The sequence below is a fragment of the Thalassolituus sp. UBA6592 genome (assembly GCF_002433655.1).
Taxonomy (GTDB): domain Bacteria; phylum Pseudomonadota; class Gammaproteobacteria; order Pseudomonadales; family Oceanobacteraceae; genus Venatoribacter.
In genome coordinates, this window is sequence record NZ_DJIO01000146.1 from 511 (window position 1) to 26,031 (window position 25,521).

Here is a 25,521-nt window from a genome sequence, read left to right on the forward strand (position 1 = left end):
ATGATGTTCATCATAGGTACAGGCATGGAATAAACACCGGCAGTACCGTTGATATCAGCGATGTGTTCGTACAGTTCAACGCCTTTCGCTGCAGCAGCGGCTTTGGCAGCAGCCAGAGACACAGCCAGAATCGCGTTGGCACCCAGTTTGGATTTGTTTTCAGTACCATCCAGCTCCAGCATTTTGTTGTCCAGAGCACGCTGGTCCAGCGCGTCCATACCGAGCAGAGCAGGTTTGATGGTGTCATTGATATTGGCAACGGCTTTCAGAACGCCTTTGCCCAGGTAACGGCTTTTGTCACCGTCACGCAGTTCCAGTGCTTCACGGGTACCGGTGGATGCACCACTTGGAGCACAGGCAGTACCAAAGAAACCGCCTTCCAGGGTTACATCGGCTTCAACCGTCGGGTTACCGCGGGAATCCAGAACTTCGCGTGCTTTAATATCGATGATGTTTGCCATGCTTGTCTCCAATAACAGAGGCTTTCTGATGCCGCCCCGGACAATCCGCCCGGGCAACGACGTCAAAGATTAATGTGTCTTTTTATGTTCGAGTGCTGCTGCGATAAAGGCCGAGAACAGACCGTGGCCATCACGCGGGGTAGAAGTAAATTCCGGGTGGAACTGACAACCCACAAACCATGGGTGATCAGGTACTTCCACTACCTCTACCAGTTCGCCGTCTACCGAACGGCCAGCAATACGCAGACCGGCTTTTTCCAGGTCCGCAACCAGAGATGAGTTCACTTCGTAGCGGTGACGGTGACGCTCAGTGATGACGTCTTTCCCGTACGCTTTGGCGGTGGTGGATTCCGGAGTCAGTACACATTCCTGGCCACCCAGGCGCATGGTGCCGCCGAGGTCAGACTCTTCGGTACGGGTTTCCACGTTACCGGAAGCGTCCTGCCATTCAGTGATCAGACCAACCACAGGGTGTTTGGTATCGCTGCTGAATTCAGAAGACTGCGCGTCATCCCAGCCAACCACGTGACGGGCGAATTCAATCACAGCCACCTGCATACCCAGACAGATGCCCAGGTACGGAATTTTGTTTTCACGGGCGTACTGAACCGTGCGGATTTTGCCTTCCACACCACGGTTACCGAAACCACCTGGTACCAGAATAGCGTCAACGCCCGCCAGGATATCAATGCCTTTACGCTCAACGTCTTCAGCATCGATGTAACGGATATTCACTTTCGCTTTGTGGTGAATACCGGCGTGATCAATGGCTTCGATCAGCGACTTATAGGCATCCAGCAGATCCATGTACTTACCGACCATGGCGATGGTGACTTCTTTTTCCGGGTTCAGCTTGGCATCGGCCACAGCATCCCACTCAGACAGATCCGCTTCGCGACAGGTCAGATCGAATTTCTCCACGATCAGGTCATCCAGACCGGCTTCGTGCAGCATACGAGGAATCTTATAGATGGTGTCTGCATCTTCCAGCGGAATAACAGCACGCTCTTCTACGTTGGTGAACAGAGCGATTTTACGCAGTGCGGAGGCGTCGATCTTATGATCTGAACGACAGATCAGCACGTCAGGCTGCAGACCGATGGTGCGCATTTCTTTCACAGAATGCTGAGTTGGCTTGGTTTTGGTTTCGCCAGCCGTCGCGATATAAGGAACCAGAGTCAGGTGCAGAGACAGAGCGCGCTTGGAGCCCATTTCCACTTTCATCTGACGCACGGCTTCCAGGAACGGCTGGGATTCGATATCACCCACGGTACCGCCGATTTCCACCAGCGCGACGTCGGAGCCTTCGGCACCTTCCAGTACGCGGCGTTTGATCTCGTCAGTGATGTGCGGAATCACCTGCACAGTACCACCCAGATAGTCTCCACGACGTTCTTTCGCCAGCACGTCCGTATAAATACGACCGGTGGTGAAGTTGTTACGGCGTGACATGGTGGTGCGGATGAAGCGCTCATAGTGACCGAGGTCGAGGTCAGTTTCAGCGCCGTCGTTTGTCACGAACACCTCACCGTGCTGGAAAGGGCTCATGGTGCCAGGGTCGACGTTGATGTATGGATCCAGCTTGAGCATAGTGACCTTAAGGCCACGGGCTTCCAGAATGGCAGCCAGAGATGCTGATGCGATGCCTTTCCCCAACGAAGAAACAACACCACCCGTGACAAAGATAAAACGTGTCATAGAAGGTCCGCGAATACGAGATTTAGAAGTCAAAACGGAAGGTCAGGCGCCTCCATGGCGTCTTCCTGAACCCTCACTCAGGATGGGAGGGCAGAATACCAGAAGAGGCTATCCGGGTAAAACCAAAAGCACCGCTCCGGCACATTTTTCTTACCGGTCAAAAACAGCCAGCAATCTGCGAACTCTCCCGCCCGGTATATGTCTACAATTAGCCAAATACTCAATTAAGCCGGATCTGTCCTATGCGCCTTTTTCAGGCCACCAACCTGCCTTTCATTACTATTCTCCTGCTCCTGTCACACACCAGCGCCCGCGCCACCGAGCTGGCCAACGAAGAGGATGTCGCCCCCCTGCCGGTAACCGTACCTGCTGCCGCTGCAAACAGTCAGCAATCGTCTGCCCAATCGGATGAAAGCGCTGAGCAAACTGGCTCTGAAAAAAGCGGCCAGACAAAAATTGGAGCAGTGGCGGACGCTACCGCAACGGAAACCGCACAGGAACCTCAGTTCAGACCGGCTCCGCTGACCATCCTGGGTAATTCCGTTGGCATGGGCCAGTTCCGCAAACTCTCCTGGAGCCCTGAACAATATTTCTCCAGTATTGAAACCCCGGTTCCGGTTCTGGTCGCGCGCGGTAAAAATCCTGGGCCGACCGTGTGCCTGACCGCCGCCATTCATGGCGATGAACTGAACGGCATTGAGATGGTACGCCGCCTTATGTATCGCCTGGAGCCGGATAAAATGAGCGGCAGCGTGATCGGTATTCCGATTGTGAACCTTGATGGCTTCCGTCGTGGCAGCCGCTACCTGTCTGACCGCCGCGACCTGAACCGCCATTTCCCCGGCAATCCGAAAGGCAGCGCCGCCGACCGCATCGCCTATTCATTATTCACAGAAATCATTGCCCCGCACTGTAACTATCTGGTTGATCTGCATACCGGCTCACTGAAGCGTACTAACCTGCCGCAGATCCGCGCCGACCTGACTGATGAGAAGGTGTTCAATTTCAGTAAGCATTTTGGCGGTATCACGGTACTGCATGGTCAGGGCAGCAGAGGCATGCTGCGCCGCGCAGCCATGGATGCCGGTATTCCATCAGTGACACTGGAAGCCGGTGGCCCGAATGCGCTGGAAGAAAGCGCCGTGGATGGCAGCGTAAAAGCCATCGAGACTCTGCTGCAGAACCTGGAAATTCAGCCAACACTGAGATTCTGGGGCGCGCCGCAGCCCGTGTTCTACCACTCTGATTGGGTGCGTTCAGATCAGGGCGGCATTTTAATGTCTGTGGTGTCTTTGGGTGACAAAGTAAAAGAAGGCGAAGTGCTGGGCCATGTCACTGATCCGATTACCAATACCGGAAGCAATATCGTTGCCCCCTTCTCTGGCCGCGTGATTGGTATGGCAGTCAATCAGGTGGTACAGACAGGCTTTGCCGCCTACCACCTGGGCGTTGAAAAAGAAGCGGAAGAAGTTAAGGAAGAGGCGCTGGATAAAGACAAAGCAGACACCACTGTCCCGCTGACCAGCCCGGCAAACCAGCCAACGGATGCTGAGAGTGATGCAGATGCTGCGGATGCCACAGAGTCGTCCAGTGCAGACACAGCCCAAAATGACAATCCGGACGCAGCGGAAAACGCAGACCAATAACCCGGATAGCCCCTCCAGCACACACCTGATACCTGCTTCAGCCAGAGCCGGTCACTGTTTCAGCGACCGGCTTTTTTGCTTCCCCCGCCGCCGATGCAGCCATTCCCGCCACCAGTCCACATGCCCCACCAGACATAAATATCTGACTTATCAATAGTTTGGTACACATCACATAAACGAACGTACCGAACAGGCATAATCGCGCCCCCGTCGTATCAGCACTGATTAAGGACAAAATGTGAAGACTCTGAAAGCCGGCTTATTGGCCGCTCCTGCCCTGCTGCTGGCCGCCTGTGCCAGCGCCCCGAAAGACACAACGCCTGTTAATGACACCAGCGTTATCCGCTCAGAATACCGCATGGATGGCGTTATTTTTCCGGCCGCTAAAATGACCGAAGTGCGCTACACCCGCGCCGATCAACAACGCATTGATGAAACAACCGAATTTGATTCATGGCTGGCGCGTAAACTCACCGGTAATGCTGAGTCCACAGTTATTACGCGTCTGGACCGCAACCTGATCTGGGAAATCCACAAAGAAAGCAAATCCTATACTGAATGCCCGCTGACAGGTTGCGACGATGCAACACTGTGGGATCAGATCCGCTCCGACATGGGCGGAGACGAAGACACATCAGAAGATGAAGATAACGCGTCATCGTTCGATCCGACCGGCGGTGAATCCTGTCAGCTGACGGCACAGAAGCCTGTATTTAAAGTCACCGCGAAAGATAAAGGCCGCACCATCAATGGCTACAAAGCTGACCAGTATGTCGTCAGTCTCGAAATCGCCATGAAAGATAAAGACGGTAATAAAGACACCAACCTTATCACCATGGATTTCTGGGTAGCGGAACACGATGCAGCCATTAACTCTGCCCTGGCCATGGAAAAAACCTTCAGCGATGCGCTTTACAGCAAAGTAAACCCGCTGGATCGCTTTGTCAGTGCCGACATTAACGCATTACTGGCCAGCATGTTGGCCAACAGCGCTGAACTGAAAAAAATCGGTGAACAACTGAGTAAAATTCAGGGCTACCCGGTATCCGTGAAGATGGAGTGGTTCAGCGAGAAAAACACCTGTCCGCAAACAGCCGCAACGGAAGAAAAAGAGGATTCCGCGTCTTTTGATGTCAACGATCCGGTCGGTTCACTGGGCAGTATGGCCTCTGGGTTCCTCTCTGGCATCGCCAAAAAAGAAGTCGAAAAACGCTTTACACCAACTGCAGACAAACCGGTTCTTACCTATATTCAGAACGTAAAAAGTATCGGTATCGAAGGCCGTCACGACAGCCTGTTTAACGTACCGCATGGCTACAAACTGCAGGACCGTCGCTGATATTTGGCAGTGAATAAATCCGGAAAATAAAAAAGCCGCTGTCGATAACGTCAGCGGCTTTTTTTATTTTCAGCTCTGTTTTTGGCTATCTGAATACAGCCCTGAGCTGCGCTATTCGTAGTCAGAGAAATACCCACGTGGAATCAGCAGGTTGTCACGGCGCATATTGCGGATATCCCGTTCGCCACACAGCGCCATGGAGATATCGGCTTCTTTCTGCATCACCTGCAGCGCTTTGGTGACACCGTCTTCGCCCATGGCTCCCAGGCCATACACAAACGGACGACCCGCCATGGTCCCTTTGGCACCCAGGGCCAGCGCTTTCAGAATATCCTGGCCGGAACGGATACCGGAATCCATAAAGACTTCTGTCTGACCGCGTACCGCATCAACAATGGATGGCAGCATACGAATGGACGACAGCGCTCCGTCCAGCTGACGGCCACCATGGTTGGAAACCACAATGGCATCGGCACCGAAGTCTGCAGCTTTGCGTGCATCCTCAGGATCGAGAATACCTTTAAGAATTAATTTGCCGCCCCACATTTTGCGGATCGCCTCGACTTTATCCCAATCCAGACGCGGGTCGAATTGTTCGGCGGTCCAGCTCAACAGGGAAGATGCATCTTTAACACCTTTGGCGTGCCCCACAATATTGCCGAAGAAGCGGCGTTTGGTCTGCAGCATTTCCAGCCCCCAACCCCATTTGGTTGCCAGGTTGAGCATGGTCGGTAACGTCAGTTTCGGCGGCGCAGATAAACCGTTTTTCAGATCTTTATGGCGCTGGCCGAGAATCTGCAGATCCAGTGTTAATACCAGAGCAGAACAACCGGCATTTTTTGCACGCTCAATAATGGCCGCAAGAAATTCCTGATCCCGCATCACATACAACTGAAACCAGAAGGGTTGCGTAGTATGCGCAGCGACATCTTCAATCGAACAGATGGACATGGTCGATAACGTAAACGGCACACCGAATTTTTCCGCCGCTTTTGCTGCTTTAATTTCGCCATCAGCATGCTGCATTCCCAGCATACCCACAGGTGAAATAGCGATCGGTAACGACACTGGCTGACCGATCATTTCTGAGGCGGTGCTGCGCCCGGACATGTCCACAGCGACTTTCTGGCGCAGGCGGATATCGGCAAAATCAGAGGAATTTTCACGGAAGGTCTGTTCGGTATAACTGCCGGACTCGGCATAGTCATAGAACATTTTGGGAACGCGTCTGCTGTAAATCTTACGCAGATCTTCAATACAGGTAATGACTGGCATGGCTAGGACTTCGGAAAGATGGGTGATAATGGAATAAATCCAACCCATTCAGTGTATCACCACACAGGCGCGCAAAAGGGGCGCCTGTCTGGAAACATAATTCCATACCAGTAAGAAAACTGCGTATTTAAATCAATGGTCAGACCGGGTTATCGATATCGATGAACTCAACATCCAGATCAAACTCGCCAGCCAGATATTCGCCCAGCGCTTTCACGCCGTAGCGCTCAGTAGCGTGATGCCCGGCACTGAAAAAATGAATACCGGTTTCCCGCGCCAGATGTACGGCCGGCTCGTTAATTTCACCGGTCAGAAACGCATCCACTCCGGCATCCACTGCCTGTTGCAGATAACTCTGTGCAGCACCCGTACACCAGGCAATGGTTTCAATGGTGTCGTTATCTTCGCCAATATGCATAGGCTCACGCTGCAGACATTCACCCAGCCAGGCGCAGAATTCCTTACCACTCATAGGCCGCGGTAAACGGCCAATATTACCGACAGAGTAAGGATCGGCATCGTTTAACAAACCATCGGTCTGCAGATTCAGTATGTCTGCCAGCTGGGCGTTATTACCGTACACAGGGTGAGCATCCAGTGGCAGGTGATAAGCGATCAGGTTGATATCATTAGCCAACAACGCCTTCAGCCGTTCTTTTTTAATGCCGGTTACGCGCGGATCTTCGCCTTTCCAGAAGTAGCCATGATGTACCAGAATGGTGTCTGCGCCGAGGGCGATAGCCTGATCAATCAAAGCCTGATTGGCCGTGACACCAGTGACGATACGGCTGATATGTTCACTTCCTGCGACCTGCAGACCATTTGGGCAATAATCCCGGAAACGGCTGGTTTGCAATAAAGTGTCAAGGTGCTTCAGAAGTTCCTGTCGATTCAGCATGATGGGCCTCGGTACGGGTTCTGGTATTATTGGCGGTTTACTATGTCCGCCAGTTTATGTGCCCCGGGGAGGTTCAGCAAATGCGTCCGCTGCAGTCTGTTATCAATATTATTGTGGTCCCTGCCCTGACCGGCCTTGCGGTAGCGTTAGCTGTGCTGCTTTGGGCCCCGGGTCAGAATCCGGCAACGCCTGCTCTTCCTGCAGGAAGCGAACTGAATACCGATGGTACCCAGGTAGCTCAGCCACCGGTCAGCAGTGGCCCGGTGAGTTATGCCGACGCTGTCGACAGAGCGGCGCCAGCGGTGGTGAATATTTACACCCGCAAGGTGGTCAAGCGCAAAACGCATCCGTTATTCGACGACCCCTTCTTTCAGCGTTTCTTCCGTACTAACCCTGAGCCCAATGAACGCATTCAGTCCAGCCTGGGTTCCGGTGTCATTATGTCGCCGGACGGCTATGTGCTGACCAATAACCACGTCATTAACGGTGCCGATCAGATTGTGGTCGCCCTGCACGATGGCCGTGATGTGAATGCACAGGTCGTCGGTACCGACCCGGAAGCCGATCTGGCAGTGCTGAAAATAGATCTGGCCGACCTGCCTTACATGCAGGTAAAAGAAAACAATAAACTGCGTATTGGTGATGTGGTGATGGCTATTGGTAACCCGTTTGGCGTTGGTCAGACGGTTACCCTGGGTATTGTTTCAGCCACTGGCCGAACCGAACTGGGCATTAATACCTACGAAGACTATATCCAGACCGATGCAGCCATTAACCCAGGGAACTCAGGTGGTGCACTGATTAACGCCCACGGCGAACTGGTCGGAATTAATACGGCGATTTATTCCAAATCCGGTGGCAGCCAGGGTATTGGCTTTGCTATTCCGGCTTCCGTCGCCATGCGCACCCTGACGGATATCGCCACCCATGGCACAACCATTCGCGGCTGGCTGGGTATCGAAGTGCAGGAATCATCACCTCAGCTGCTGAAAGCACTGGGCCTGCCGGAAGCATTGACCGGCCTTATTGTTACCGGTATTTATGAACACGGCCCGGCGGATAAAGCCAAACTGAATGTGGGTGACATTCTGGTGAAAATTAACGGTGAAGAAGCCGATAACGCCCGCCGGGCAATGAATCAGATTGCCGCACTGCGCCCCGGTGACCAGATCGACCTGGAGTACATTCGCGAAGGCAAAACCGGTACGACCCATGCCATTGCTGGTCAGCGCCAGCCCCATACGGCTGCCAATGCCTCTGAAATCCCGCCGGCTGCAACGGTCGAGTAATGGTTTAACAAACCACCGGAAACAGCGGGCACAGGTTGCCCGCTGTTTTGTTTTGAGCGCTGAATAAATTCTTTTTCAGTGCGCAGAGTCTATTTTTTCAACCCGCACAGTGCCTATTTTTTCATCGGCAGAAGCACCTTACCCGCGACATCACCAACCGCCAGCCGCAGTTGCTTCAGCGTCTGACTTTCAGTCTGCCAGTAATGCCAGTACAAAGGCACATCCAGATAATAGCCCGGCACCACATCCACCAGATCGCCATTCTGAATATGCTCCGCCACCTGAATCTGTGGCGCCATACCAAACCCCAGCCCCGCAAGCATCATACGGATAAAGCCGCTTGATGAGGGGCAACGGTGTGCCCGCTGTGGCTCACCAACCGGAGAGTTGGCTGCAAGGAAACGGTGCTGCAGGCGATCGTCGGCGCTGTAAATCAGGGTTGGCAGCTGCGCCAGCGGTGTACGCCTTTTTATGCTGCGGCTGCGCAGCGCAAAGCGCTCGATAAATGCCGGACTGGCCAGCGAACGATAACGCATAACCCCCAGCGGAATACTCAGCCCGCCGTTGACCGGCGCCGGCTCGGCACAGATACAGGCCATCACTTCCCCGTTACGCATGCGCTGTAACGCTACATCCTGATCTTCAATCACCAGATCAAAATCGATATTGCCGACGTCTTCACAGGCAGACAAAGCCTGCGCCAGCCAGGTATCCACACTGTCCGCATTCACCGCCAGCCTTACCCGCAAAGGTCCGGCGCTCTGATCAGGCAGCACCAGACCCTGCTCCAGCTGATGCACCTGCTGCAAATGGTTGGTCAGACGCTGACCCAATTCCGTTAATCGCGGTGGCGTGGTTCGCAGCAGAACCGGTTGCCCGAGCCGGTATTCCAGCTGACGGATACGCTGACTGACCGCTGGCTGACTGATATTGAGTTTACGCGCCGCGCGTTCAAAACCGCGCTGCTCGATAACCGCCGCGAGTGCTTCCAGTGCCGGATAATCAATCATAATTTCTACTTATATCTCATAAGATTTATTATTTTGAATAATATCAGCCTAACGACTATCTTGCCCGCTGTTAAGACACATTAAGCGCAGTTGCCACAAAACAATAAGGTAACTGCAGACAGAGGGTATCCCCGTGAACGTACTGACAGGCGACCTGTTAAATACCTTTTCTCAGCTGCTGGCCGGCTTCCTGCTGACCGCCGGGCTGATTGTTTCTATCGGCGCGCAGAATGCCTGGGTGCTGAATAAATGCCTGCGTAACGACAACCCATGGGCCGTGACGTCAGTGTGCATCGCTATCGATGCCACGCTGATTTTTGCCGGTGTGTTTCTGATGGATAAAATTCAGCAGCAACTGCCATTATTAGTGCCGGTATTTACCCTGCTGGCCATTGGTATCCTGACCTGGATGGGCCTGAAGGCATTGCAGCGGGCAATCAACAATAACAGTGACGGTCTGCTTGCCAGCGCCGGTCATATCACCCGCAGTGGCTGGCATGCGGCTGGTCAGGCCGCCATGATTTCACTGTTTAATCCGCATGTGTATGTCGACACCATGGCATTAATCGGCAGTGTCGGCGCACGCCAGGCATCGCCTGCGGTATTCGCTGCCGGTGCATCACTTGCATCATTCTGCTGGTTTACCATGATGGCCATGGGTGCAAAAAAACTGCGCCACCTGCTGAGCTCTCCCGCTCACTGGCGGGTATTCGACGGTCTGATGGCAGCGGTGATGTTTCTGGTTGCCACCTCGCTGGTGTTTGATGTGCTGCTGCCTTAGCCGCTGTCGTGGGATGTATTGAGCATAAAACGGAGGCAAACGGACAATAAAAAAGCCTGAAGCGCGCTAACGTTTCAGGCTTTTTTACTTCTGGCTTTTCGATATAAAAATAACAGACATAGCGACAGACACAGTAACGAACCTGTCGAAAAACGGTCAGAGCATCTCTTTTAACGCATCCAGCAGAATCTGATTCTGCTCATCGGTACCGATAGTAATACGCAGGAACTGAGCGATACGTTCAGTCTTAAAGTGGCGCACAATAATGCCCTGCTCACGCAGAGCGGCAGCCAGCTCACCGGCATCCTTCTGCCCATGACGGGCAAACACAAAGTTGGCAGCAGACGGCAGTACGTCGAAACCAAGCTCCGTTAAACCGGCATTCACCTGCTCGCGGCTGGCGATAACTTTATTACAGGTATCATTGAAGTAGTCACGATCATCAAACGCAGCGGCAGCACCGACCAGCGCCAGACGATCCAGCGGATAGGAGTTAAAGCTGTTTTTAACCCGCTCCAGCGCTTCAATTAAATCTTCATGCCCAACGGCCAGACCAACACGCATCCCCGCCAGAGAACGGGATTTAGACAAGGTCTGGGTAACCAGCAGATTCGGGTATTTATTCACCAGTGCGATGGCACTTTCACCACCAAAATCCACATAAGCTTCATCGACCAGCACAACGCTTTGGGTATTGTTCTGCAGCAGTTTTTCAATCGCTGCTAACGGCAATAAGCGTCCGGTCGGTGCATTAGGATTAGGGAAAATAATCCCGCTGTTTCCATTTGCAGAAACACTCGCACTGATGAAATCATCGACGTTAATCTGAAATTCTTCGTCGAGGGGAATCTGTTTGGCTTCGATGCCATATAAACCGCAGTACACCGGATAGAAGCTGTAAGTAATATCCGGGAACAGCAGCGGTTTGCCATGCTGAAACAAACCGTGAAACGCATGAGCCAGCACTTCATCCGAGCCGTTACCAACAAACACCTGACTGGTTTTTACGCCGTAATAATCTGCCACAGACTGCTTCAGCTTATCGCCATTCGGGTCCGGATATAAACGCAGATCATCTGTCAGTTCGGCCTGCATGGCCGCCACCGCTTTGGGAGACGGACCGTACGGGTTTTCATTGGTATTCAGTTTTACCAGCCGTGTCATTTTCGGCTGTTCACCCGGTACATAAGGCACCAGATTTTTAACAAACGGACTCCACAGCTGGCTCATTGTTTTCAGTCCTTAATGCGGAATTCAGCGCTGCGGGCGTGAGCAGTCAGGAACTCACCACGGGCCAGGACAGAAGCGGTTTTACCCAGTTCAGAAGCGCCGTCAGCGGAGCACATAATCAGTGACGAACGCTTCTGGAAGTCATACACCCCCAGCGGCGAAGAGAAACGCGCAGTGCCGGACGTTGGCAGTACGTGGTTAGGCCCGGCGCAGTAATCGCCCAGCGCTTCTGCGGTGTAACGACCCATAAAGATCGCACCGGCGTGGCGGATTTCCGGCAACCAGCTTTGCGGATCTTCGACAGAAAGTTCAAGGTGCTCCGGTGCAATGCGGTTAGCAATAGCAATGGCGTCGGCTTTATCTGCTGCCAAAATCAGCGCACCACGCTCACTCAGCGAGGTACGGATAATTTCTTCACGTTCCATGGTTGGCAGCAGTTTGTCGATGGAGGCTTTTACCGCATCGAGGAATTCTGCATCGGTAGACACCAGAATCGCCTGAGCGTCTTCATCGTGTTCTGCCTGGGAGAACAGGTCCATGGCAATCCAGTCCGGATTGGTCTGGCCATCACACACCACCAGAATTTCAGACGGACCAGCGATCATATCGATACCGACCTGCCCAAATACCGCACGCTTGGCAGTGGCCACATAGATGTTGCCTGGACCAACAATTTTATCCACGCCCGGTACGGTATCAGTGCCGTATGCCAGTGCGGCAACGGCCTGCGCACCACCAACGGTAAAGACGCGGCTCACACCGGCAGCGGCAGCGGCAGCCAGCACCAGCTGATTCAGCTCGCCGCCCGGAGTCGGCACCACCATGATAATTTCCTGCACACCGGCAACGTGGGCCGGGATAGCATTCATCAGCACGGATGAAGGATAAGCCGCTTTACCGCCCGGTACGTACAGACCCACACGATCCATAGGCGTCACTTTCTGGCCCAGCATAGTGCCGTCGGCTTCGGTGTAGGTCCAGGAATCCTGTTTCTGTTTTTCGTGGTAGCTGCGCACGCGTTCCGCGGCTTTCAGCAGCGCTTCGCGACGCTCCTGCGGCAGGGCATCCAGTGCAGCCTGCAGCTGTTCCTGATTCAGTTCCAGCTCGGCCATGGATGTCGCTTCCATACGGTCGAACTTATTAGTGAATTCGATCAGGGCTTCATCGCCACGGGTGCGGATGTCATAAATAATATCGGCAACGGTTTTCTGTACGCCGGCATCGGATACGGATTCCCATGACAGCAGGCTGTCCATCTGTTGGGCAAAATCACTTTGGGCAGAGCTGAAACGACGGATTTCAATAGTCATTTTTTCACCTTATTTCTGTGCGTCACGCTGACGTTCTACGGCGGCTTTCATCTGGTCAATAATCGGCTGAATCTGCGCGTGCTTCACTTTCATGGCCGCGCGGCCAGCGACTAAACGCGAGCTGATCGGTGCGATCAGATCACGGGCTTCCAGACCATTGGCCTTCAGCGTATTGCCGGTGTCTACGATATCCACAATCATATCGGCCAGCCCCATAATCGGCGCCAGTTCCATGCCGCCGTACAGTTTAATAATGTCGACCTGACGGCCCTGCTCTGCGAAATAGCGCTTGGCCACGTTGACGAATTTGCTCGCTACTTTCAGACGGCCCTGAGGCATTTCTGCACCTTTCAGTGCAGCGGTCATCAGACGGCAGGTGGCGATGTTCAGATCCAGTGGTTCACACAGGTTATCGCTGCCATATTCCATCAACACGTCTTTACCGGCCACGCCCAGATCGGCAGCGCCATACTCAACGTAAGTCGGCACGTCGGTGGCACGGATCACCACCAGCTTGATATGGTCATGATTGGTATCGAAAATCAGCTTACGACTCTTTTTAATATCCTCGGCCGGATGGATACCGGCTTCCGCCAGCAGTGGCAGAGTGTCATCGAGAATACGCCCTTTTGACAGAGCAATGGTCAGTGGTTGAGTCATGAGTTGCTGATCCTCTTTTTTCAGCGTGTTTTAAGTCAGTTTCAGTTTTTCAATAGCAGGCTGTGATTTTCACGTTTGAAGGTAGTGCCTGCTCACTGCAATGGCAATACAGACAATGAAAGCGTCGGCGAAGCAGCAGGGGCAAGGCAAAAAGCGGCGAAAAAACGGAGTGTACAAATTGTACATGAGTATTTTGAGACGCTTTTTAACACAGCACCTGCAATGCAGGCAGCTTTCACAAGCTATCAGCCAGATATTCTGCGGATATTCGCACCCAACTGCTGAAACTTTTCTTCAATACATTCATAGCCGCGGTCAATGTGATAAATACGGTTCACATCGGTCGCGCCTTCGGCCATCAGGGCCGCAATCACCAGCGACGCCGAAGCACGCAGGTCGGTCGCCATAACCGGAGCAGCCTGCAGCTTCTCTTTACCGGTTACGATGGCAGTATTGCCTTCAACGGCGATATCCGCGCCCATACGCACCAGTTCCTGAGCGTGCATAAAGCGGTTTTCGAATACGGTTTCAATCACGGTACCCGTGCCTTCGGCCAATGCATTCAGCACCATAAACTGTGCCTGCATATCGGTCGGGAATGCCGGGTGCGGAGCGGTTTTGATATTTACCGCTTTGGGACGCTTACCGTGCATATCCAGCTCGATCCAGTTGTCACCAATGGTAATATCGGCACCGGCTTCTTCCAGCTTATGCAGAACCGCTTCCATGATCAGCGGATCGGTATCTTTGGTTTTCACCCGGCCACCGGTCACGGCTGCCGCTACCAGATAGGTACCAGTTTCAATACGGTCCGGCAGCACATCGAAGGAACAGCCGTACAGTTTCTCAACACCTTCGATCACCATGGTGTCAGAGCCGGCACCTGAAATCTTAGCGCCCATGGCATTCAGACAGTTGGCCAGATCCACGACTTCCGGTTCACGGGCCGCGTTTTCAATGGTGGTGGTGCCTTTCGCCAGTGTCGCTGCCATCATCACGTTTTCGGTACCGGTTACGGTCACGGTATCGAAGAAAATATTAGCGCCGGTCAGACGACCGCCAGGCACGACGGCTTTAATATAGCCATCCAGTACTTCAACTTCAGCGCCCAGCGCTTCCATACCACGGATGTGCAGATCAACCGGACGGGAGCCAATGGCACAACCGCCAGGCAGGGATACTTCGGCTTCGCCGTAACGCGCTAACAGCGGACCAAGAACCAGAATCGAAGCGCGCATGGTGCGCACCAGATCGTAAGGCGCTACACAGCTTTTGATGTTGGCGCAGTCGGTTTCGACCGACATATCTTCATCGATCGCCACTTCCACACCCATGCAGCCGAGCAGTTCCAGCATGGTCGTAATATCGTGCAGGTGCGGCAGGTTACCTACGCGCATAACACCTTCCGCCAGCAGAGTCGCTGACAGAATCGGCAGGGCAGAGTTTTTTGCACCGGAAATACGGATCTCACCGTTCAGCCGGTTACCGCCCTCAATTCTCAGTTTGTCCATAGAAAGCTCTTATTGTGCGCTGGCTTTTTCAGCAGGGGTAAAAGTGCGGATAGATACAGCGTGCAGACGGCCGTCTGCAATGTATGGATTCAGCAGTTTGTACACGAACTGCTGGCGTTTTACCGCGTTCAGACCTTCAAACGCTTCACCGACACCTTCCACCACGTTGTGGTAGCCATCGCCGTCGACGGTCCAGTTGATTTCAGGGGATTCAGTTTGCAGGACTTGCAGGATTTCTGCCGGGGACATACGGTTTACCGTTCAGATTTCGAAAGCGCCATATGATAGCGGATTTGCGCCCCGGAACGAAGCGCACAGGATAGGTAAAGTGACAGCCCGATCACGAAATTCAGTCAGGCATGACGGATATCAGGCAATCAGGGGGGCAAACAGCGGATCGAGATCGCTGATATCTATGATAGGACGCATATGTTCCGGCAGATTGAGGATGCTCAACTGGCAACCACTGGTTTCTGCCGCCCGCAGCCATTCCAGCACCAGCGCCACGCCGCTGCTGGACACCCGGGTAACACCCTGCATATCGACCGTCCAGCGGTCGCCGGCAGCACTGATCAGCTTTTTACCCGGTGCAATCACAGCGGTTACCGTGCTGTGCAGCAGGTCGCCGCTCAGCTCCGCGGTATGTTCGTCGATGCGTTTCAGCTCAGCCATAGTGTGCCCGATCAGTTCTTTTCAGCGCTGTTAAACAGGAAACGGCCAATCAGCTCTTCCAGTACAATGGCGGACTGAGTGTCGTCAATCCAGTCACCATCTTTCAGATAGTCTTCCTCAGCGCCTACGGTCAGACCGATGTATTTCTCGCCCAGCAGACCGGCGGTCAGGATGGAGGCTGAGGTATCCGTGGTCAGAGTGCTCATGGATTTATCAATCTCCATTTCCACCACCGCTGAATACCATTCGGTATCCAGATAGATGTTGGTCACCCGGCCAATGGTCACACCGGACATGGATACTTTGGCTTTTTCAGTCAGACCGCCCAGATTTTCAAAATGGGCTTTGATGGTATAGGTATCATCACTGCTGCGGATGGTCAGGCCACTGACGCGGAAAGCCATCAACACAATGGCAATCACGCCCAGAACCATAAAAGCGCCGACACTCAGTTCAATGTAACGCATGCGCATGTTCAGATACCCCCCAGCATCACGGCTGTCAGAATAAAGTCGAGTCCAAGTACGGCCAGTGAAGAAATCACCACCGTCTGAGTAGTTGCTTTACCGATCCCTTCGGAAGTCGGCACGGAGTCGTAGCCCTGAAAGACTGCGATCCAGGTAATCACCAGACCGAATACCAGGGATTTCACAACCCCTTTCACCACGTCTGAATAAAATTCTACCGAAGCCTGCATATTGCCCCAGTAAGCACCTTCATCAATGCCTACCAGATCAATGGCTACATACGCCCCACCCCAGATACCTACGGTGGAAAACAGCAGCGCCAGAATCGGCATAGAAATAAGACCAGCCCACAGACGCGGCGTTATTACCCGCTTCAGCGGATCGACACCCATCATTTCCATGGCCGTCAGCTGTTCTGTGGCCTTCATCAGACCAATTTCAGCGGTCAGGGCTGAACCGGCACGACCGGCAAACAGCAGGGCTGCGACCACCGGACCGAGTTCACGCAGCAGCGACAGCGCCACCAGCGTTCCCAATACGGTTTCAGAACCAAAGCTGACCAGAATGTTGTAGCCCTGCAGCGCCAGCACCATACCGACAAAGAAACCGGCGACGACGATAATAATCAGTGAGCGCACACCCACTGAGTAAATCTGCTTGATCAGATCAAAGAAACCGGCACTGCCCGGACCGCCCCACATAATCGAGTGCCACAGCATAATGGTGGCGCGGCCAATGGATTCGATCGCCCGGGTACCGCTCTGGCCGATGCTCTGCAGTTTGTTCAGCATCATTCCACTCCGCTCAGAATATCGCTGCGGTAATCCGCCGCCGGGTAGTGGAATGGCACCGGACCATCAGGATCGCCGTTAAGGAACTGCTTCACTTCCGCATTGCCTTCGTTGATAAGTTCTTCCGGGGTGCCAAAGCCGATCACTTTGCCGTCGGAGACGACACACAGGTAATCAGCAATGGAACAGGATTCTTCGACATCGTGGGAAACCAGCAAACTAGTGAGACCGAGCGCCTGATTCAGACCGCGGATCAGTTTCACAATCATGCCCATGGAGATGGGATCGAGGCCGGTAAAAGGCTCGTCGTACATAATGATTTCCGGGTCCATGGCGATAGAACGCGCCAGCGCCACCCGTCGTGCCATACCGCCCGACAGTTCTGCCGGTGACATATTACGCGCACCACGCAGACCAACGGCTTCAAGCTTCATCAGTACCAGATCGCGGATCATTGATTCCGGCAGATCGGTGTGCGTACGCAATGGAAAAGCAACGTTATCGAATACGTTCAGGTCGGTGAACAGTGCGCCGGTCTGAAACAGCATGCCCATCTTCTGACGGCGCAGCTCAAACAACTTTTTACGCGACAACTGAGCGACGTTCTGACCATCAACAATGACGGTACCTTTATCCGCGATCAGCTGGCCACCAATAAGACGCAGCAGTGTTGTCTTACCGGTACCGGACGGTCCCATGATCGCGGTCACTTTGCCACGCGGGAAATCCACATCCAGATTGTTGTAAATGAGTCTGTCCCCGCGACTGAAACTCAGATCACGGATAGAGACATAGGGCTGACTCGCAGTCATGCACAGTCCCTGCCTGATACGGTTTAATTGCCCGCTAGCTTAGCGGAATGTTCATTCAGAACCAACAGTCCTCGTTTAACGTCTCATACAGCTGAGCAAAACGATAAGTTGCAATTGCGTACAGAATCCCCTCCGGTACAATGTCGCGCTTTATTTCTGAACCCTCAGGACCTGCCCAATTCCATGCTGACTGCCCCTATGCTGACCGCCGCTGTTGCCGTAATCGCCGGACTCGTCCTGCTGGTCTGGAGCGCCGATAAATTTGTGATCGGAGCCGCGGCGACCGCCCGCAGACTGGGGATGTCTCCCTTATTAGTTGGCCTGACCATCGTTGCCATGGGCACCTCCGCACCTGAGATGTTCGTATCTGCCATGGCTTCCATCGACGGCGCAGGCAACCTGGCCATCGGTAATGCCATTGGTTCCAACATCACCAATATTGCACTGGTGCTGGGGGTAACCGCCCTGATCAGTCCGATTCCGCTGCAGAAAAAACTGCTGAAGAAAGAACTGCCGGTACTGGTGCTGGTGAGCATTATCGGCGGCCTGACGCTGGCCGATCTGGAACTGAATCTGCTCGATGCCATCATTCTGCTGACTGCCATGGCGGCCGCCCTATATCTGATGTTTCTCGGCTCCAGTGAGTCCGGTGAGTCTGTTGTAGAAGAAGACGAAGCAGAAGAAATTGAAAACACACCACTGCGCAAAGCCATTATCGAACTGGTAATTGGCCTGGTCGCACTGGTTATTGCTTCTAAACTGCTGGTGTGGGGCGCAACGGATATTGCCCACGCATTTGGCGTCAGCGATCTTATTATCGGCCTGACCATCGTTGCTATCGGTACCAGCCTGCCCGAGCTGGCGGCGTCTGTGGCCAGTGCCCTGAAAGGCCACCACGATATTGCTATCGGTAACGTGATCGGCTCGAATATGTTTAATTTACTCACTGTTATGCCGATTCCCGGCCTGCTCGCCGTTACTCAGGTTGACCCGCAGGCGCTGTATCGTGATTACTCGGTTATGATGGTGCTGACCGTTGCGCTGGTGATTATGTTCCTGGTGAACTACCGCAGCGGCACTCTTGGCCGTTTTTCCGGTCTGTTACTGACAGCCAGTTTTATTGGTTACATGTCGTCTTTATATTTTATGGCAAGCTAATGACTACCAATTTTGATTTTGATTTTCTGCAATCCGCCCGTCGCACCATAACCCTGGAGCAGGAAGCGATCGGGCACCTGATCGACCGTCTGTCCACAGATTTCGCCATCGCCTGCAAACTCATCCTCGAATGTAAAGGCCGTGTGGTGGTTACCGGCATGGGGAAATCCGGCCACATCGGCACCAAAATGGCCGCCACTCTGGCCAGCACCGGCACGCCGGCATTTTTTGTTCATCCGGGCGAAGCCAGTCACGGTGATATGGGCATGATCCAGCCGGAAGACGTGGTCATCGCGCTGTCGAATTCCGGTGAAAGCAGCGAAGTAACCAGCCTGCTACCACTGTTCAAACGCCTCGGCACGCGCCTGATCAGCATGACCGGTAAACCGGAATCAACACTGGCCACCGCAGCTGACGCGCATCTGGATACTGGTGTTGAACAGGAAGCCTGCCCGCTGAATCTGGCACCAACCTCCTCTACCACCTGTGCTCTGGTGGTTGGCGATGCCCTGGCTGTGGCTCTGCTCGAAGCCCGCGGCTTCACCGCCGAAGACTTTGCCTTCTCTCATCCAGGTGGTTCACTGGGCCGTCGTCTGCTGCTGAAAGTCGAAGACATCATGCACGCCGGCGCCGAACTGCCAGTCGTCGAACCAGCAACGACGCTCTCTGAAGCCCTGCTGGTCGTGACGTCCAAAGGTCTGGGCATGACAACCGTGCAGCTGGATGGCCAGATGCAGGGGATTTTCACCGACGGTGACTTACGTCGCGCCATCGACAACGGTGTAAATATTCACACCGCCACCATGGCAGACGTTATGACCTATGGCGGTAAAAGCACCACGCCAAAAACCCTGGCAGCCGAGGCCCTGAAGCTCATGGAAGACAACAAAATTAACGCTCTGGTGGTTAAGGAAGGCGACAAAGCCGTTGGCGTTATCAATATGCACGACCTGCTGCGAGCGGGCGTGATCTGATGCGTAAGCGCTGGTTGCTGCTGATCATCACGGCATTTTTCGGCCTGGCTCTGCTGGCAGTAGATCGCTACACCAGTGAACTGACACCAGCCGGAGCTGATCAGGCTGATAACGAGCCGGATTACTACGGTGAGAAGCTGATCAGCCGCCAGTACAGCGACGAAGGTATTCAGTCGCAGAAATTCACTGCAGACAGCTCCAGCCACTATCCGGGTATCGGCAACACCTATTTCAGTCAGCCGGAATTTACCGTGCTCGACGAAGAGGGTTCGCAATGGCTGATCTCTGCGGTTGAAGGCACCATGACAGATGCGGATAAAACCCTGCAGCTGATCAATGACGTAAAAATCCGCCCGCTCGACACTGCAGCCAATCATAATCTGCTGATCCGCACTGAGCGCCTGACATACCACCACAGCACCGGCATCGCCGAAACCGATCAGCTCGTCACCATTACCAGTGACCGCGCCAACATGACGGCCGTTGGTATGCGCATGGACGTTCCGGCTCAACATATCCGCTTTAATGCAGAGGTTAACTCACGTTATGAACCTTAAGTCTCTGACCGCTCTTCCCTTCTCTCTGCTGCTGGCGATTCTGACATCAGCGGCTCAGGCCTTGCCGGAAGACGAACAACAGGAACTGGTTATCCGCTCCCAGCAGGCGGAAATGGATCGCCGTACCGGTGTCGTGATTTATCAGGGTAATGTCATTCTTACTCAGGGTACGCTTAAGATCGAAGCCGACCGGCTGGAAATCCTGCATGAAGGCAACGTATTAAAAAGCGCCGTCGCCGATGGTAAACCGGCACGTTACCAGCAGCAGATTAATGTCGGTAAGCCAGTCACTTACGCCAATGGTAAGCGCATTGAATATCTGAGCGATCAGCGTGAAGTAATCATCACCGGAGACGCCAATCTGAAACAGGGTGGCGATCAGTTCAGCGGTCAGCGCCTGACTTACGATATGAATGCCGAGACGGTCAAAGCCAACGGTGGCACCAGCACAGTTAAAGAAGGCGAAGAAAAGCCGGAAGACTCCCGGGTACGGATGGTGATCCAGCCTAAGAAAGACGATAACGCCGCGGAATCATCCGGCAATAACGCGGAGCCGTCCGGCAACAGCACTGAGCAATCCGGAAGCAGCCAATGAAAACACTGAAGGCAGAACATCTGGCCAAAAGCTACAACGGCCGTGAAGTAGTCAAAGACGTGTCCATGGAAGTCAGCAGCGGCCAGATCGTCGGCCTGCTGGGTCCGAACGGTGCGGGTAAAACCACCTGCTTTTATATGATCGTCAACCTGGTACAGGCCGATAAAGGCACGATAACCATCGACGGCGAAGACATCAGTCACCTGCCAATGCATGGCCGGGCACGCAAAGGTATCGGCTATCTGCCGCAGGAAGCTTCCATCTTCCGCAAGCTCAGTGTGTCAGACAACATACTGGCCATTCTGGAAACCCGCAAAGACCTCAACCGCAAACAGCGTCTGGAGCGTCTGGAAGGCCTGCTCGACGAGTTCAACATCCAGCATATCCGCGACAGTCTGGGCATGGCCCTGTCCGGCGGCGAACGCCGGCGGGTGGAAATTGCCCGCGCTCTGGCCGCCGAACCGTCCTTTATTTTGCTCGATGAGCCTTTCGCCGGGGTTGACCCAATTTCCGTAGCTGACATCATGGACATTATCCGTCAGCTGAAAGCGCGCGGAATTGGTGTACTGATTACCGACCACAATGTGCGGGAAACCCTCGCCATCTGTGAAAAAGCTTACATCGTCGGTGGCGGTCACATTATTGCAGAAGGAAATGCCGACGAAGTACTCGCCAGCGAACAGGTACGTAAAGTGTATCTGGGGGAGGACTTCCGCCTCTGATCAGAGCAGCGAATGGATTCAGATACGCAGGAGGATACTCCTGTGCAGTGGGACTGGCCCAACCTGAAGTGACCAACAAATCAGGTTGTGGGTTCCCGGCCTTGGCGTATAATGCACAGATTGTGCCGACTATGGGTAAGTACTGAACTCTATGAAAGCGTCTCTTCAGTTAAAGATGGGTCAGCAACTGACCATGACCCCTCAGTTACAGCAGGCAATCCGTCTGCTGCAGCTCTCTACCCTTGACCTCCAGCAGGAGATTCAGGAGGCACTGGACGCCAATCCTATGCTGGAAATGGAAGAGCACGAGGGTGACGATACAGCGGATCACTCCTCTATGGAGGTGTCCGAGAGCAAAACAGAAGTTACTTCCAAAGACGATTCCGATACTCCGGAACTGGACGAACAATGGTCCCAGGAACAACTGCCGGACGATCTGCCGGTAGACAGCCAGTGGGACGATACCTATCAGGCAACAGCCGGTGTTTCTTCCGGCAACAGCAACGCCATCGACGACGACTTCGATTACGATTCCCGCCACGCCTCCACTGAAAATCTGCAGGATCACCTCGAGTGGCAGCTTAACCTGACACCAATGTCCGACGCTGACCGCGAAATCGCCACCATGCTGATTGATGGCGTGGACGACGATGGTTACCTGCACACCACCATTGAAGATGTGGTGGAAAGCATGGACCCGGAACTGGAAATCGAAGAAGAAGAAGTTCTGGCCGTCCTGCATCGCCTGCAGCAGTTTGATCCGGCCGGTGTTTTTGCCCGCGATCTGCGTGAATGCCTGTTGCTGCAACTGGCGCAGCTGGCACCGGAAACCGAATGGCTGAAAGAAGCCCGGCTGGTAATCAGTGACTACATCGAATTACTCGGCAGCCGCGATTACCAGACCCTGATGCGCAAGACCCGTCTGCGCGAAGATGATCTGAAATCTGTACTGTGCCTGATTAAAGAACTGAACCCGAAACCCGGTGCCGGCGTCAGTGGTGAACAGGCAGAATACGTTGTGCCGGATGTGATCGTGCGTAATGTGCGCGATGAATGGCGGGTCGAACTGAACCCCGACATCGCACCCAAACTGCGGGTGAATGCGGATTACGCTGCACTGGTGCGTCGTTCAGACAACAGCACAGATAATGCTTTCCTGCGTGATCACCTGCAGGAAGCGCGCTGGTTTATCAAAAGTCTGCAAAGCCGCAATGAAACCCTGCTGAAAGTGGCCACCAAAATTGTTGAGTATCAGATCGACTTCTTCGAAGAAGGTGAAGAAGCGATGAAACCTCTGGTGCTGCACGATATTGCCGAAGCGGTTGGCATGCACGAATCGACGATTTCCCGTGTGACCACACAGAAATACATGCACACCCCGCGTGGTATTTTTGAACTCAAGTACTTTTTCTCCAGTCATGTCAGCACAGATGGCGGCGGCGAATGCTCGTCCACTGCTATCCGCGCCATGATCAAAAAGCTGATTTCAGAAGAAAATGCCCGTAAACCACTCAGTGATAACAAAATCGCAACTATGCTTGGAGAACGCGGTATTCAGGTTGCACGACGCACCGTAGCCAAGTACCGTGAAGCTATGTTGATTCCACCTTCAAATGAACGTAAACAGCTGATTTAGAACACTGAATTTAATCCTGAAGCTGATTAAATAGTAAAAAACAGAACCAGCACACAAGGAGCCTGGAAATGAAGATCAATATCAGCGGTCACCATGTAGAAATTACCGAAGCCCTGCAGAGTCATGTCGACGACAAGATGTCGAAGCTGACCCGCCACTTCGACAACATCACCAATGGTCAGGTTACTCTCACTGTGGTGAAAGGGCGCATGACAGCAGAAGCAACCGTCCACGCCAGTGGCACAGATCTGAACGCCAGTGCAGAAGGCGACGATATGTACGCCGCCATTGATCAGATGGTAGAAAAGCTGGATCGTCAGCTTCTTAAACACAAAGAAAAACTGGTAGCACGTCAGAAAGGTCAGGGCTGATTTTTTATGGAACTGAGTATCGGCGACATTCTTACGCCAGAACGCGCATTAATTAATGTAGAAGTCTCCAGCAAGAAAAAACTGCTGGAGTTTCTGTCTGGCTTTGTTGCCGAGCAGCTCAGTGACTGCTCAGCCGACGATATTTTCGACAGCCTGCTCAGCCGCGAGCGGTTGGGCAGCACCGGCATTGGGGAAGGCATTGCCATTCCCCATTGCCGTCTGCGCCAGTGCACTCAGGCCATCGGCATTCTGTTGCGCCTGGCCGAACCTGTGGACTACGACGCCATCGATCAGAAACCGGTCGATCTGGTTTTTGCTCTGTTAGTGCCGGAAGAAGCCACCGAAGAACATTTAAAAGTACTGGCCATGCTGGCCAGAAACTTCAGCGAAGCGGGTTACCGGGAAGCCCTGCGCAATGCCCCGGACGCTAAATACCTCTATCAACGGGCGCTCGCCAGCGCTTAACCCAGGGATATGGAGATAACCGATGCGCCTGGTAGTCATCAGTGGACGTTCAGGATCAGGTAAATCCAGCGCACTGCACGTGCTCGAGGATCAGGGCTTTTATTGTATAGATAACCTGCCCATCTCCATGCTTCCGACTCTGGTCACCCAGACCGAAAGTGAAGAAAAGCTGTCCCGGGTGGCCGTCAGTATCGACGCCCGCAACCTGCTTCACGCCTTCGATAACATCGACGAAATCCTGCACCAGCTGCCCAATGATGAATACCGCCTGGATGTCATCTATCTGGATGCCAGCGAAGAAGTTCTGCTGCAGCGCTTCAGCTCCACCCGGCGTAAGCACCCACTGACCAGCCCACACCTGTCGCTGGCGGAAGCCATTGATCAGGAAAAAGAACTGCTCGACCCCATCGCCAATCTGGCGGATCTGACCCTCGATACTACCAATATGTCGGTACACGAGCTGCGCAGTCAGATCAAAATGCGGGTCGCAGACAAATCCAGCAACGATATCGCCATTCTGTTTGAATCCTTCGGCTTCAAACACGGTATTCCCATCGATGCCGATTATGTTTTTGATGTGCGCAACCTGCCGAATCCCTATTGGGACCCGGGCCTGCGTGCACACACAGGGCTGGAACAGCCAGTGATTGAATTTCTTGGCAACGAGCCACAGGTGGCGCTGATGAAAGACGATATTGCCGGTTTCATCCGTCGCTGGCTGCCGGCCTTTATCGAGGCAAACCGCAGTTATATGACCATCGCCATCGGCTGCACCGGTGGCCAACACAGATCCGTTTATGTCGCCGAGCGATTGAAAGAGGAATTCGCTGATCTGTACAGCAATGTGCAGATCCGCCACCGCGAGCTGAGCAACCAGGAGTCCTGATGATTAAAACCCAGCTGACCATTATCAATAAACTGGGCCTGCATGCCCGGGCTGCCGCCAAACTGGTGTCGACTGCCTCGGCCTTTTCCAGTCAGGTAAAAGTCGGCTATCCGGAGCGTATGGTTGACGGTAAAAGCATCATGGCGGTGATGATGCTGGCCGCCAGTAAAGGTACCGTTCTGGAACTGCACGCCGAAGGTAACGATGCGGAGGCTGCGGCGGAAGCCATCACCGATCTCATCAACCGCCGCTTCGACGAGGAAGAATAGGTTTTAAAACAATTAATTACACGCATTCTTGCGAGTAG

Annotated in this window: 27 protein-coding genes and 1 pseudogene; 14 read left to right on the forward strand and 14 right to left on the reverse strand. The window is 53.6% G+C overall.

What is annotated here, in order from left to right; all coding sequences use genetic code 11:
• Together eno and B2Z72_RS14440 are read right to left on the reverse strand one after the other, a co-directional pair.
• Window positions 1–461, reverse strand: a pseudogene (gene eno, locus B2Z72_RS14435) (phosphopyruvate hydratase); the annotation flags it as partial.
• A 69-nt stretch (window positions 462–530) separates the two neighbouring features.
• Window positions 531–2,159, reverse strand: a complete 1,629-nt coding sequence (locus B2Z72_RS14440; RefSeq protein WP_296983035.1) for a CTP synthase — start codon at window positions 2,157–2,159, stop codon at window positions 531–533.
• A gap of 242 nt (window positions 2,160–2,401) precedes the next feature.
• Between B2Z72_RS14440 and B2Z72_RS14445 the strand changes: the two genes are divergently transcribed.
• Window positions 2,402–3,805: a succinylglutamate desuccinylase/aspartoacylase family protein gene (locus B2Z72_RS14445; protein ID WP_296983036.1), complete on the forward strand. Its 1,404-nt coding sequence runs from the start codon at window positions 2,402–2,404 to the stop codon at window positions 3,803–3,805.
• Window positions 3,806–4,043: 238 nt separating this feature from the next.
• Window positions 4,044–5,144, forward strand: coding sequence for a hypothetical protein (locus B2Z72_RS14450; RefSeq protein ID WP_297005150.1), 1,101 nt, complete (start codon window positions 4,044–4,046; stop codon window positions 5,142–5,144).
• A gap of 111 nt (window positions 5,145–5,255) precedes the next feature.
• Here the strand turns inward: B2Z72_RS14450 and B2Z72_RS14455 are convergent, their stop codons facing one another.
• Window positions 5,256–6,467: an alpha-hydroxy acid oxidase gene (locus tag B2Z72_RS14455; RefSeq protein WP_349676697.1), complete on the reverse strand. Its 1,212-nt coding sequence runs from the start codon at window positions 6,465–6,467 to the stop codon at window positions 5,256–5,258.
• A 91-nt stretch (window positions 6,468–6,558) separates the two neighbouring features.
• Window positions 6,559–7,317: a Nif3-like dinuclear metal center hexameric protein gene (locus B2Z72_RS14460; RefSeq protein WP_296982634.1), complete on the reverse strand. Its 759-nt coding sequence runs from the start codon at window positions 7,315–7,317 to the stop codon at window positions 6,559–6,561.
• Window positions 7,318–7,397: 80 nt separating this feature from the next.
• On the opposite strand from B2Z72_RS14460, the gene B2Z72_RS14465 reads away from it, so the two are divergent.
• Window positions 7,398–8,606, forward strand: coding sequence for a trypsin-like peptidase domain-containing protein (locus B2Z72_RS14465; RefSeq protein WP_296982635.1), 1,209 nt, complete (start codon window positions 7,398–7,400; stop codon window positions 8,604–8,606).
• 113 nt (window positions 8,607–8,719) lie between these two features.
• Here the strand turns inward: B2Z72_RS14465 and B2Z72_RS14470 are convergent, their stop codons facing one another.
• Complete coding sequence (locus B2Z72_RS14470; RefSeq protein ID WP_297005154.1) at window positions 8,720–9,616, reverse strand: LysR family transcriptional regulator ArgP; 897 nt, start codon at window positions 9,614–9,616, stop codon at window positions 8,720–8,722.
• 133 nt (window positions 9,617–9,749) lie between these two features.
• Between B2Z72_RS14470 and B2Z72_RS14475 the strand changes: the two genes are divergently transcribed.
• Window positions 9,750–10,397 carry a LysE/ArgO family amino acid transporter gene (locus B2Z72_RS14475; RefSeq protein WP_296984421.1) on the forward strand — a complete coding sequence of 216 codons (648 nt, stop codon included), beginning with the start codon at window positions 9,750–9,752 and terminating at the stop codon, window positions 10,395–10,397.
• A gap of 156 nt (window positions 10,398–10,553) precedes the next feature.
• Here B2Z72_RS14475 and hisC read toward each other — a convergent pair whose 3' ends face one another.
• The 9 genes from hisC to B2Z72_RS14520 all read right to left on the reverse strand — a co-directional run bounded on the left by hisC (window position 10,554) and on the right by B2Z72_RS14520 (window position 17,850).
• A complete protein-coding gene (hisC, locus tag B2Z72_RS14480) occupies window positions 10,554–11,627 on the reverse strand; it encodes a histidinol-phosphate transaminase (protein WP_296984419.1) in 1,074 nt (357 codons plus the stop codon).
• A 5-nt stretch (window positions 11,628–11,632) separates the two neighbouring features.
• A complete protein-coding gene (gene hisD / locus B2Z72_RS14485; protein WP_296984417.1) occupies window positions 11,633–12,937 on the reverse strand; it encodes a histidinol dehydrogenase in 1,305 nt (434 codons plus the stop codon).
• 9 nt (window positions 12,938–12,946) lie between these two features.
• Window positions 12,947–13,597 carry an ATP phosphoribosyltransferase gene (hisG, locus tag B2Z72_RS14490; protein WP_296984416.1) on the reverse strand — a complete coding sequence of 217 codons (651 nt, stop codon included), beginning with the start codon at window positions 13,595–13,597 and terminating at the stop codon, window positions 12,947–12,949.
• Between the two features lie 245 nt (window positions 13,598–13,842).
• Window positions 13,843–15,108, reverse strand: a complete 1,266-nt coding sequence (gene murA, locus B2Z72_RS14495; RefSeq protein ID WP_296984414.1) for a UDP-N-acetylglucosamine 1-carboxyvinyltransferase — start codon at window positions 15,106–15,108, stop codon at window positions 13,843–13,845.
• 9 nt (window positions 15,109–15,117) lie between these two features.
• Window positions 15,118–15,357 (reverse strand): BolA family protein, encoded by a 240-nt coding sequence (locus tag B2Z72_RS14500; protein WP_296984413.1) that lies wholly within the window; start codon window positions 15,355–15,357, stop codon window positions 15,118–15,120.
• 120 nt (window positions 15,358–15,477) lie between these two features.
• Window positions 15,478–15,780 carry an STAS domain-containing protein gene (locus B2Z72_RS14505; protein ID WP_296984411.1) on the reverse strand — a complete coding sequence of 101 codons (303 nt, stop codon included), beginning with the start codon at window positions 15,778–15,780 and terminating at the stop codon, window positions 15,478–15,480.
• A gap of 11 nt (window positions 15,781–15,791) precedes the next feature.
• Window positions 15,792–16,253 (reverse strand): outer membrane lipid asymmetry maintenance protein MlaD, encoded by a 462-nt coding sequence (gene mlaD, locus B2Z72_RS14510; RefSeq protein WP_296984410.1) that lies wholly within the window; start codon window positions 16,251–16,253, stop codon window positions 15,792–15,794.
• Between the two features lie 2 nt (window positions 16,254–16,255).
• A complete protein-coding gene (mlaE, locus tag B2Z72_RS14515; RefSeq protein WP_296984423.1) occupies window positions 16,256–17,038 on the reverse strand; it encodes a lipid asymmetry maintenance ABC transporter permease subunit MlaE in 783 nt (260 codons plus the stop codon).
• Window positions 17,038–17,850, reverse strand: coding sequence for an ABC transporter ATP-binding protein (locus B2Z72_RS14520; RefSeq protein WP_296984409.1), 813 nt, complete (start codon window positions 17,848–17,850; stop codon window positions 17,038–17,040). The genes mlaE and B2Z72_RS14520 overlap by 1 nt, the downstream gene beginning before the upstream one ends.
• A 183-nt stretch (window positions 17,851–18,033) precedes the next feature.
• Between B2Z72_RS14520 and B2Z72_RS14525 the strand changes: the two genes are divergently transcribed.
• From B2Z72_RS14525 to B2Z72_RS14570, 10 genes are all read left to right on the forward strand, one after another.
• A complete protein-coding gene (locus B2Z72_RS14525; RefSeq protein WP_296984408.1) occupies window positions 18,034–19,008 on the forward strand; it encodes a calcium/sodium antiporter in 975 nt (324 codons plus the stop codon).
• The gene (locus B2Z72_RS14530; RefSeq protein ID WP_297005157.1) at window positions 19,008–19,982 is read left to right on the forward strand and encodes a KpsF/GutQ family sugar-phosphate isomerase; all 975 of its coding nucleotides are present in this window, start codon (window positions 19,008–19,010) and stop codon (window positions 19,980–19,982) included. Before B2Z72_RS14525 ends, B2Z72_RS14530 begins: the two co-directional genes overlap by 1 nt.
• Window positions 19,982–20,539 carry an LPS export ABC transporter periplasmic protein LptC gene (gene lptC / locus B2Z72_RS14535; protein ID WP_296983567.1) on the forward strand — a complete coding sequence of 186 codons (558 nt, stop codon included), beginning with the start codon at window positions 19,982–19,984 and terminating at the stop codon, window positions 20,537–20,539. The genes B2Z72_RS14530 and lptC overlap by 1 nt, the downstream gene beginning before the upstream one ends.
• Window positions 20,529–21,134 carry a lipopolysaccharide transport periplasmic protein LptA gene (gene lptA, locus B2Z72_RS14540; protein ID WP_296983569.1) on the forward strand — a complete coding sequence of 202 codons (606 nt, stop codon included), beginning with the start codon at window positions 20,529–20,531 and terminating at the stop codon, window positions 21,132–21,134. Before lptC ends, lptA begins: the two co-directional genes overlap by 11 nt.
• Complete coding sequence (lptB, locus tag B2Z72_RS14545) at window positions 21,131–21,856, forward strand: LPS export ABC transporter ATP-binding protein (protein WP_297005160.1); 726 nt, start codon at window positions 21,131–21,133, stop codon at window positions 21,854–21,856. The genes lptA and lptB overlap by 4 nt, the downstream gene beginning before the upstream one ends.
• A 151-nt stretch (window positions 21,857–22,007) precedes the next feature.
• A complete protein-coding gene (locus tag B2Z72_RS14550; protein ID WP_296983572.1) occupies window positions 22,008–23,492 on the forward strand; it encodes an RNA polymerase factor sigma-54 in 1,485 nt (494 codons plus the stop codon).
• Window positions 23,493–23,560: 68 nt separating this feature from the next.
• Window positions 23,561–23,863: a ribosome hibernation-promoting factor, HPF/YfiA family gene (hpf, locus tag B2Z72_RS14555; RefSeq protein ID WP_296983573.1), complete on the forward strand. Its 303-nt coding sequence runs from the start codon at window positions 23,561–23,563 to the stop codon at window positions 23,861–23,863.
• 6 nt (window positions 23,864–23,869) lie between these two features.
• On the forward strand, window positions 23,870–24,328 hold the full coding sequence (gene ptsN / locus B2Z72_RS14560; protein WP_296983574.1) for a PTS IIA-like nitrogen regulatory protein PtsN: 459 nt from the start codon (window positions 23,870–23,872) through the stop codon (window positions 24,326–24,328).
• A gap of 22 nt (window positions 24,329–24,350) precedes the next feature.
• Complete coding sequence (gene rapZ, locus B2Z72_RS14565; RefSeq protein ID WP_296983575.1) at window positions 24,351–25,214, forward strand: RNase adapter RapZ; 864 nt, start codon at window positions 24,351–24,353, stop codon at window positions 25,212–25,214.
• Window positions 25,214–25,483: an HPr family phosphocarrier protein gene (locus B2Z72_RS14570; protein WP_296983576.1), complete on the forward strand. Its 270-nt coding sequence runs from the start codon at window positions 25,214–25,216 to the stop codon at window positions 25,481–25,483. The genes rapZ and B2Z72_RS14570 overlap by 1 nt, the downstream gene beginning before the upstream one ends.
• Window positions 25,484–25,521: the final 38 nt, after the last annotated feature.

Coding starts and splice junctions, on each gene's coding strand:
- B2Z72_RS14440 (WP_296983035.1), bottom strand. CDS start 2,159: ATGACACGTTTTATCTTTGTCACGGGTGGTGTTGTTTCTTCGTTGGGG.
- B2Z72_RS14445 (WP_296983036.1), top strand. CDS start 2,402: ATGCGCCTTTTTCAGGCCACCAACCTGCCTTTCATTACTATTCTCCTG.
- B2Z72_RS14455 (WP_349676697.1), bottom strand. CDS start 6,467: ATGGGTTGGATTTATTCCATTATCACCCATCTTTCCGAAGTCCTAGCC.
- B2Z72_RS14460 (WP_296982634.1), bottom strand. CDS start 7,317: ATGCTGAATCGACAGGAACTTCTGAAGCACCTTGACACTTTATTGCAA.
- B2Z72_RS14465 (WP_296982635.1), top strand. CDS start 7,398: ATGCGTCCGCTGCAGTCTGTTATCAATATTATTGTGGTCCCTGCCCTG.
- B2Z72_RS14470 (WP_297005154.1), bottom strand. CDS start 9,616: ATGATTGATTATCCGGCACTGGAAGCACTCGCGGCGGTTATCGAGCAG.
- hisC (WP_296984419.1), bottom strand. CDS start 11,627: ATGAGCCAGCTGTGGAGTCCGTTTGTTAAAAATCTGGTGCCTTATGTA.
- hisD (WP_296984417.1), bottom strand. CDS start 12,937: ATGACTATTGAAATCCGTCGTTTCAGCTCTGCCCAAAGTGATTTTGCC.
- hisG (WP_296984416.1), bottom strand. CDS start 13,597: ATGACTCAACCACTGACCATTGCTCTGTCAAAAGGGCGTATTCTCGAT.
- murA (WP_296984414.1), bottom strand. CDS start 15,108: ATGGACAAACTGAGAATTGAGGGCGGTAACCGGCTGAACGGTGAGATC.
- B2Z72_RS14500 (WP_296984413.1), bottom strand. CDS start 15,357: ATGTCCCCGGCAGAAATCCTGCAAGTCCTGCAAACTGAATCCCCTGAA.
- B2Z72_RS14505 (WP_296984411.1), bottom strand. CDS start 15,780: ATGGCTGAGCTGAAACGCATCGACGAACATACCGCGGAGCTGAGCGGC.
- mlaD (WP_296984410.1), bottom strand. CDS start 16,253: ATGCGCATGCGTTACATTGAACTGAGTGTCGGCGCTTTTATGGTTCTG.
- mlaE (WP_296984423.1), bottom strand. CDS start 17,038: ATGCTGAACAAACTGCAGAGCATCGGCCAGAGCGGTACCCGGGCGATC.
- B2Z72_RS14520 (WP_296984409.1), bottom strand. CDS start 17,850: ATGACTGCGAGTCAGCCCTATGTCTCTATCCGTGATCTGAGTTTCAGT.
- B2Z72_RS14525 (WP_296984408.1), top strand. CDS start 18,034: ATGCTGACTGCCCCTATGCTGACCGCCGCTGTTGCCGTAATCGCCGGA.
- B2Z72_RS14530 (WP_297005157.1), top strand. CDS start 19,008: ATGACTACCAATTTTGATTTTGATTTTCTGCAATCCGCCCGTCGCACC.
- lptC (WP_296983567.1), top strand. CDS start 19,982: ATGCGTAAGCGCTGGTTGCTGCTGATCATCACGGCATTTTTCGGCCTG.
- lptA (WP_296983569.1), top strand. CDS start 20,529: ATGAACCTTAAGTCTCTGACCGCTCTTCCCTTCTCTCTGCTGCTGGCG.
- lptB (WP_297005160.1), top strand. CDS start 21,131: ATGAAAACACTGAAGGCAGAACATCTGGCCAAAAGCTACAACGGCCGT.
- B2Z72_RS14550 (WP_296983572.1), top strand. CDS start 22,008: ATGAAAGCGTCTCTTCAGTTAAAGATGGGTCAGCAACTGACCATGACC.
- hpf (WP_296983573.1), top strand. CDS start 23,561: ATGAAGATCAATATCAGCGGTCACCATGTAGAAATTACCGAAGCCCTG.
- ptsN (WP_296983574.1), top strand. CDS start 23,870: ATGGAACTGAGTATCGGCGACATTCTTACGCCAGAACGCGCATTAATT.
- rapZ (WP_296983575.1), top strand. CDS start 24,351: ATGCGCCTGGTAGTCATCAGTGGACGTTCAGGATCAGGTAAATCCAGC.
- B2Z72_RS14570 (WP_296983576.1), top strand. CDS start 25,214: ATGATTAAAACCCAGCTGACCATTATCAATAAACTGGGCCTGCATGCC.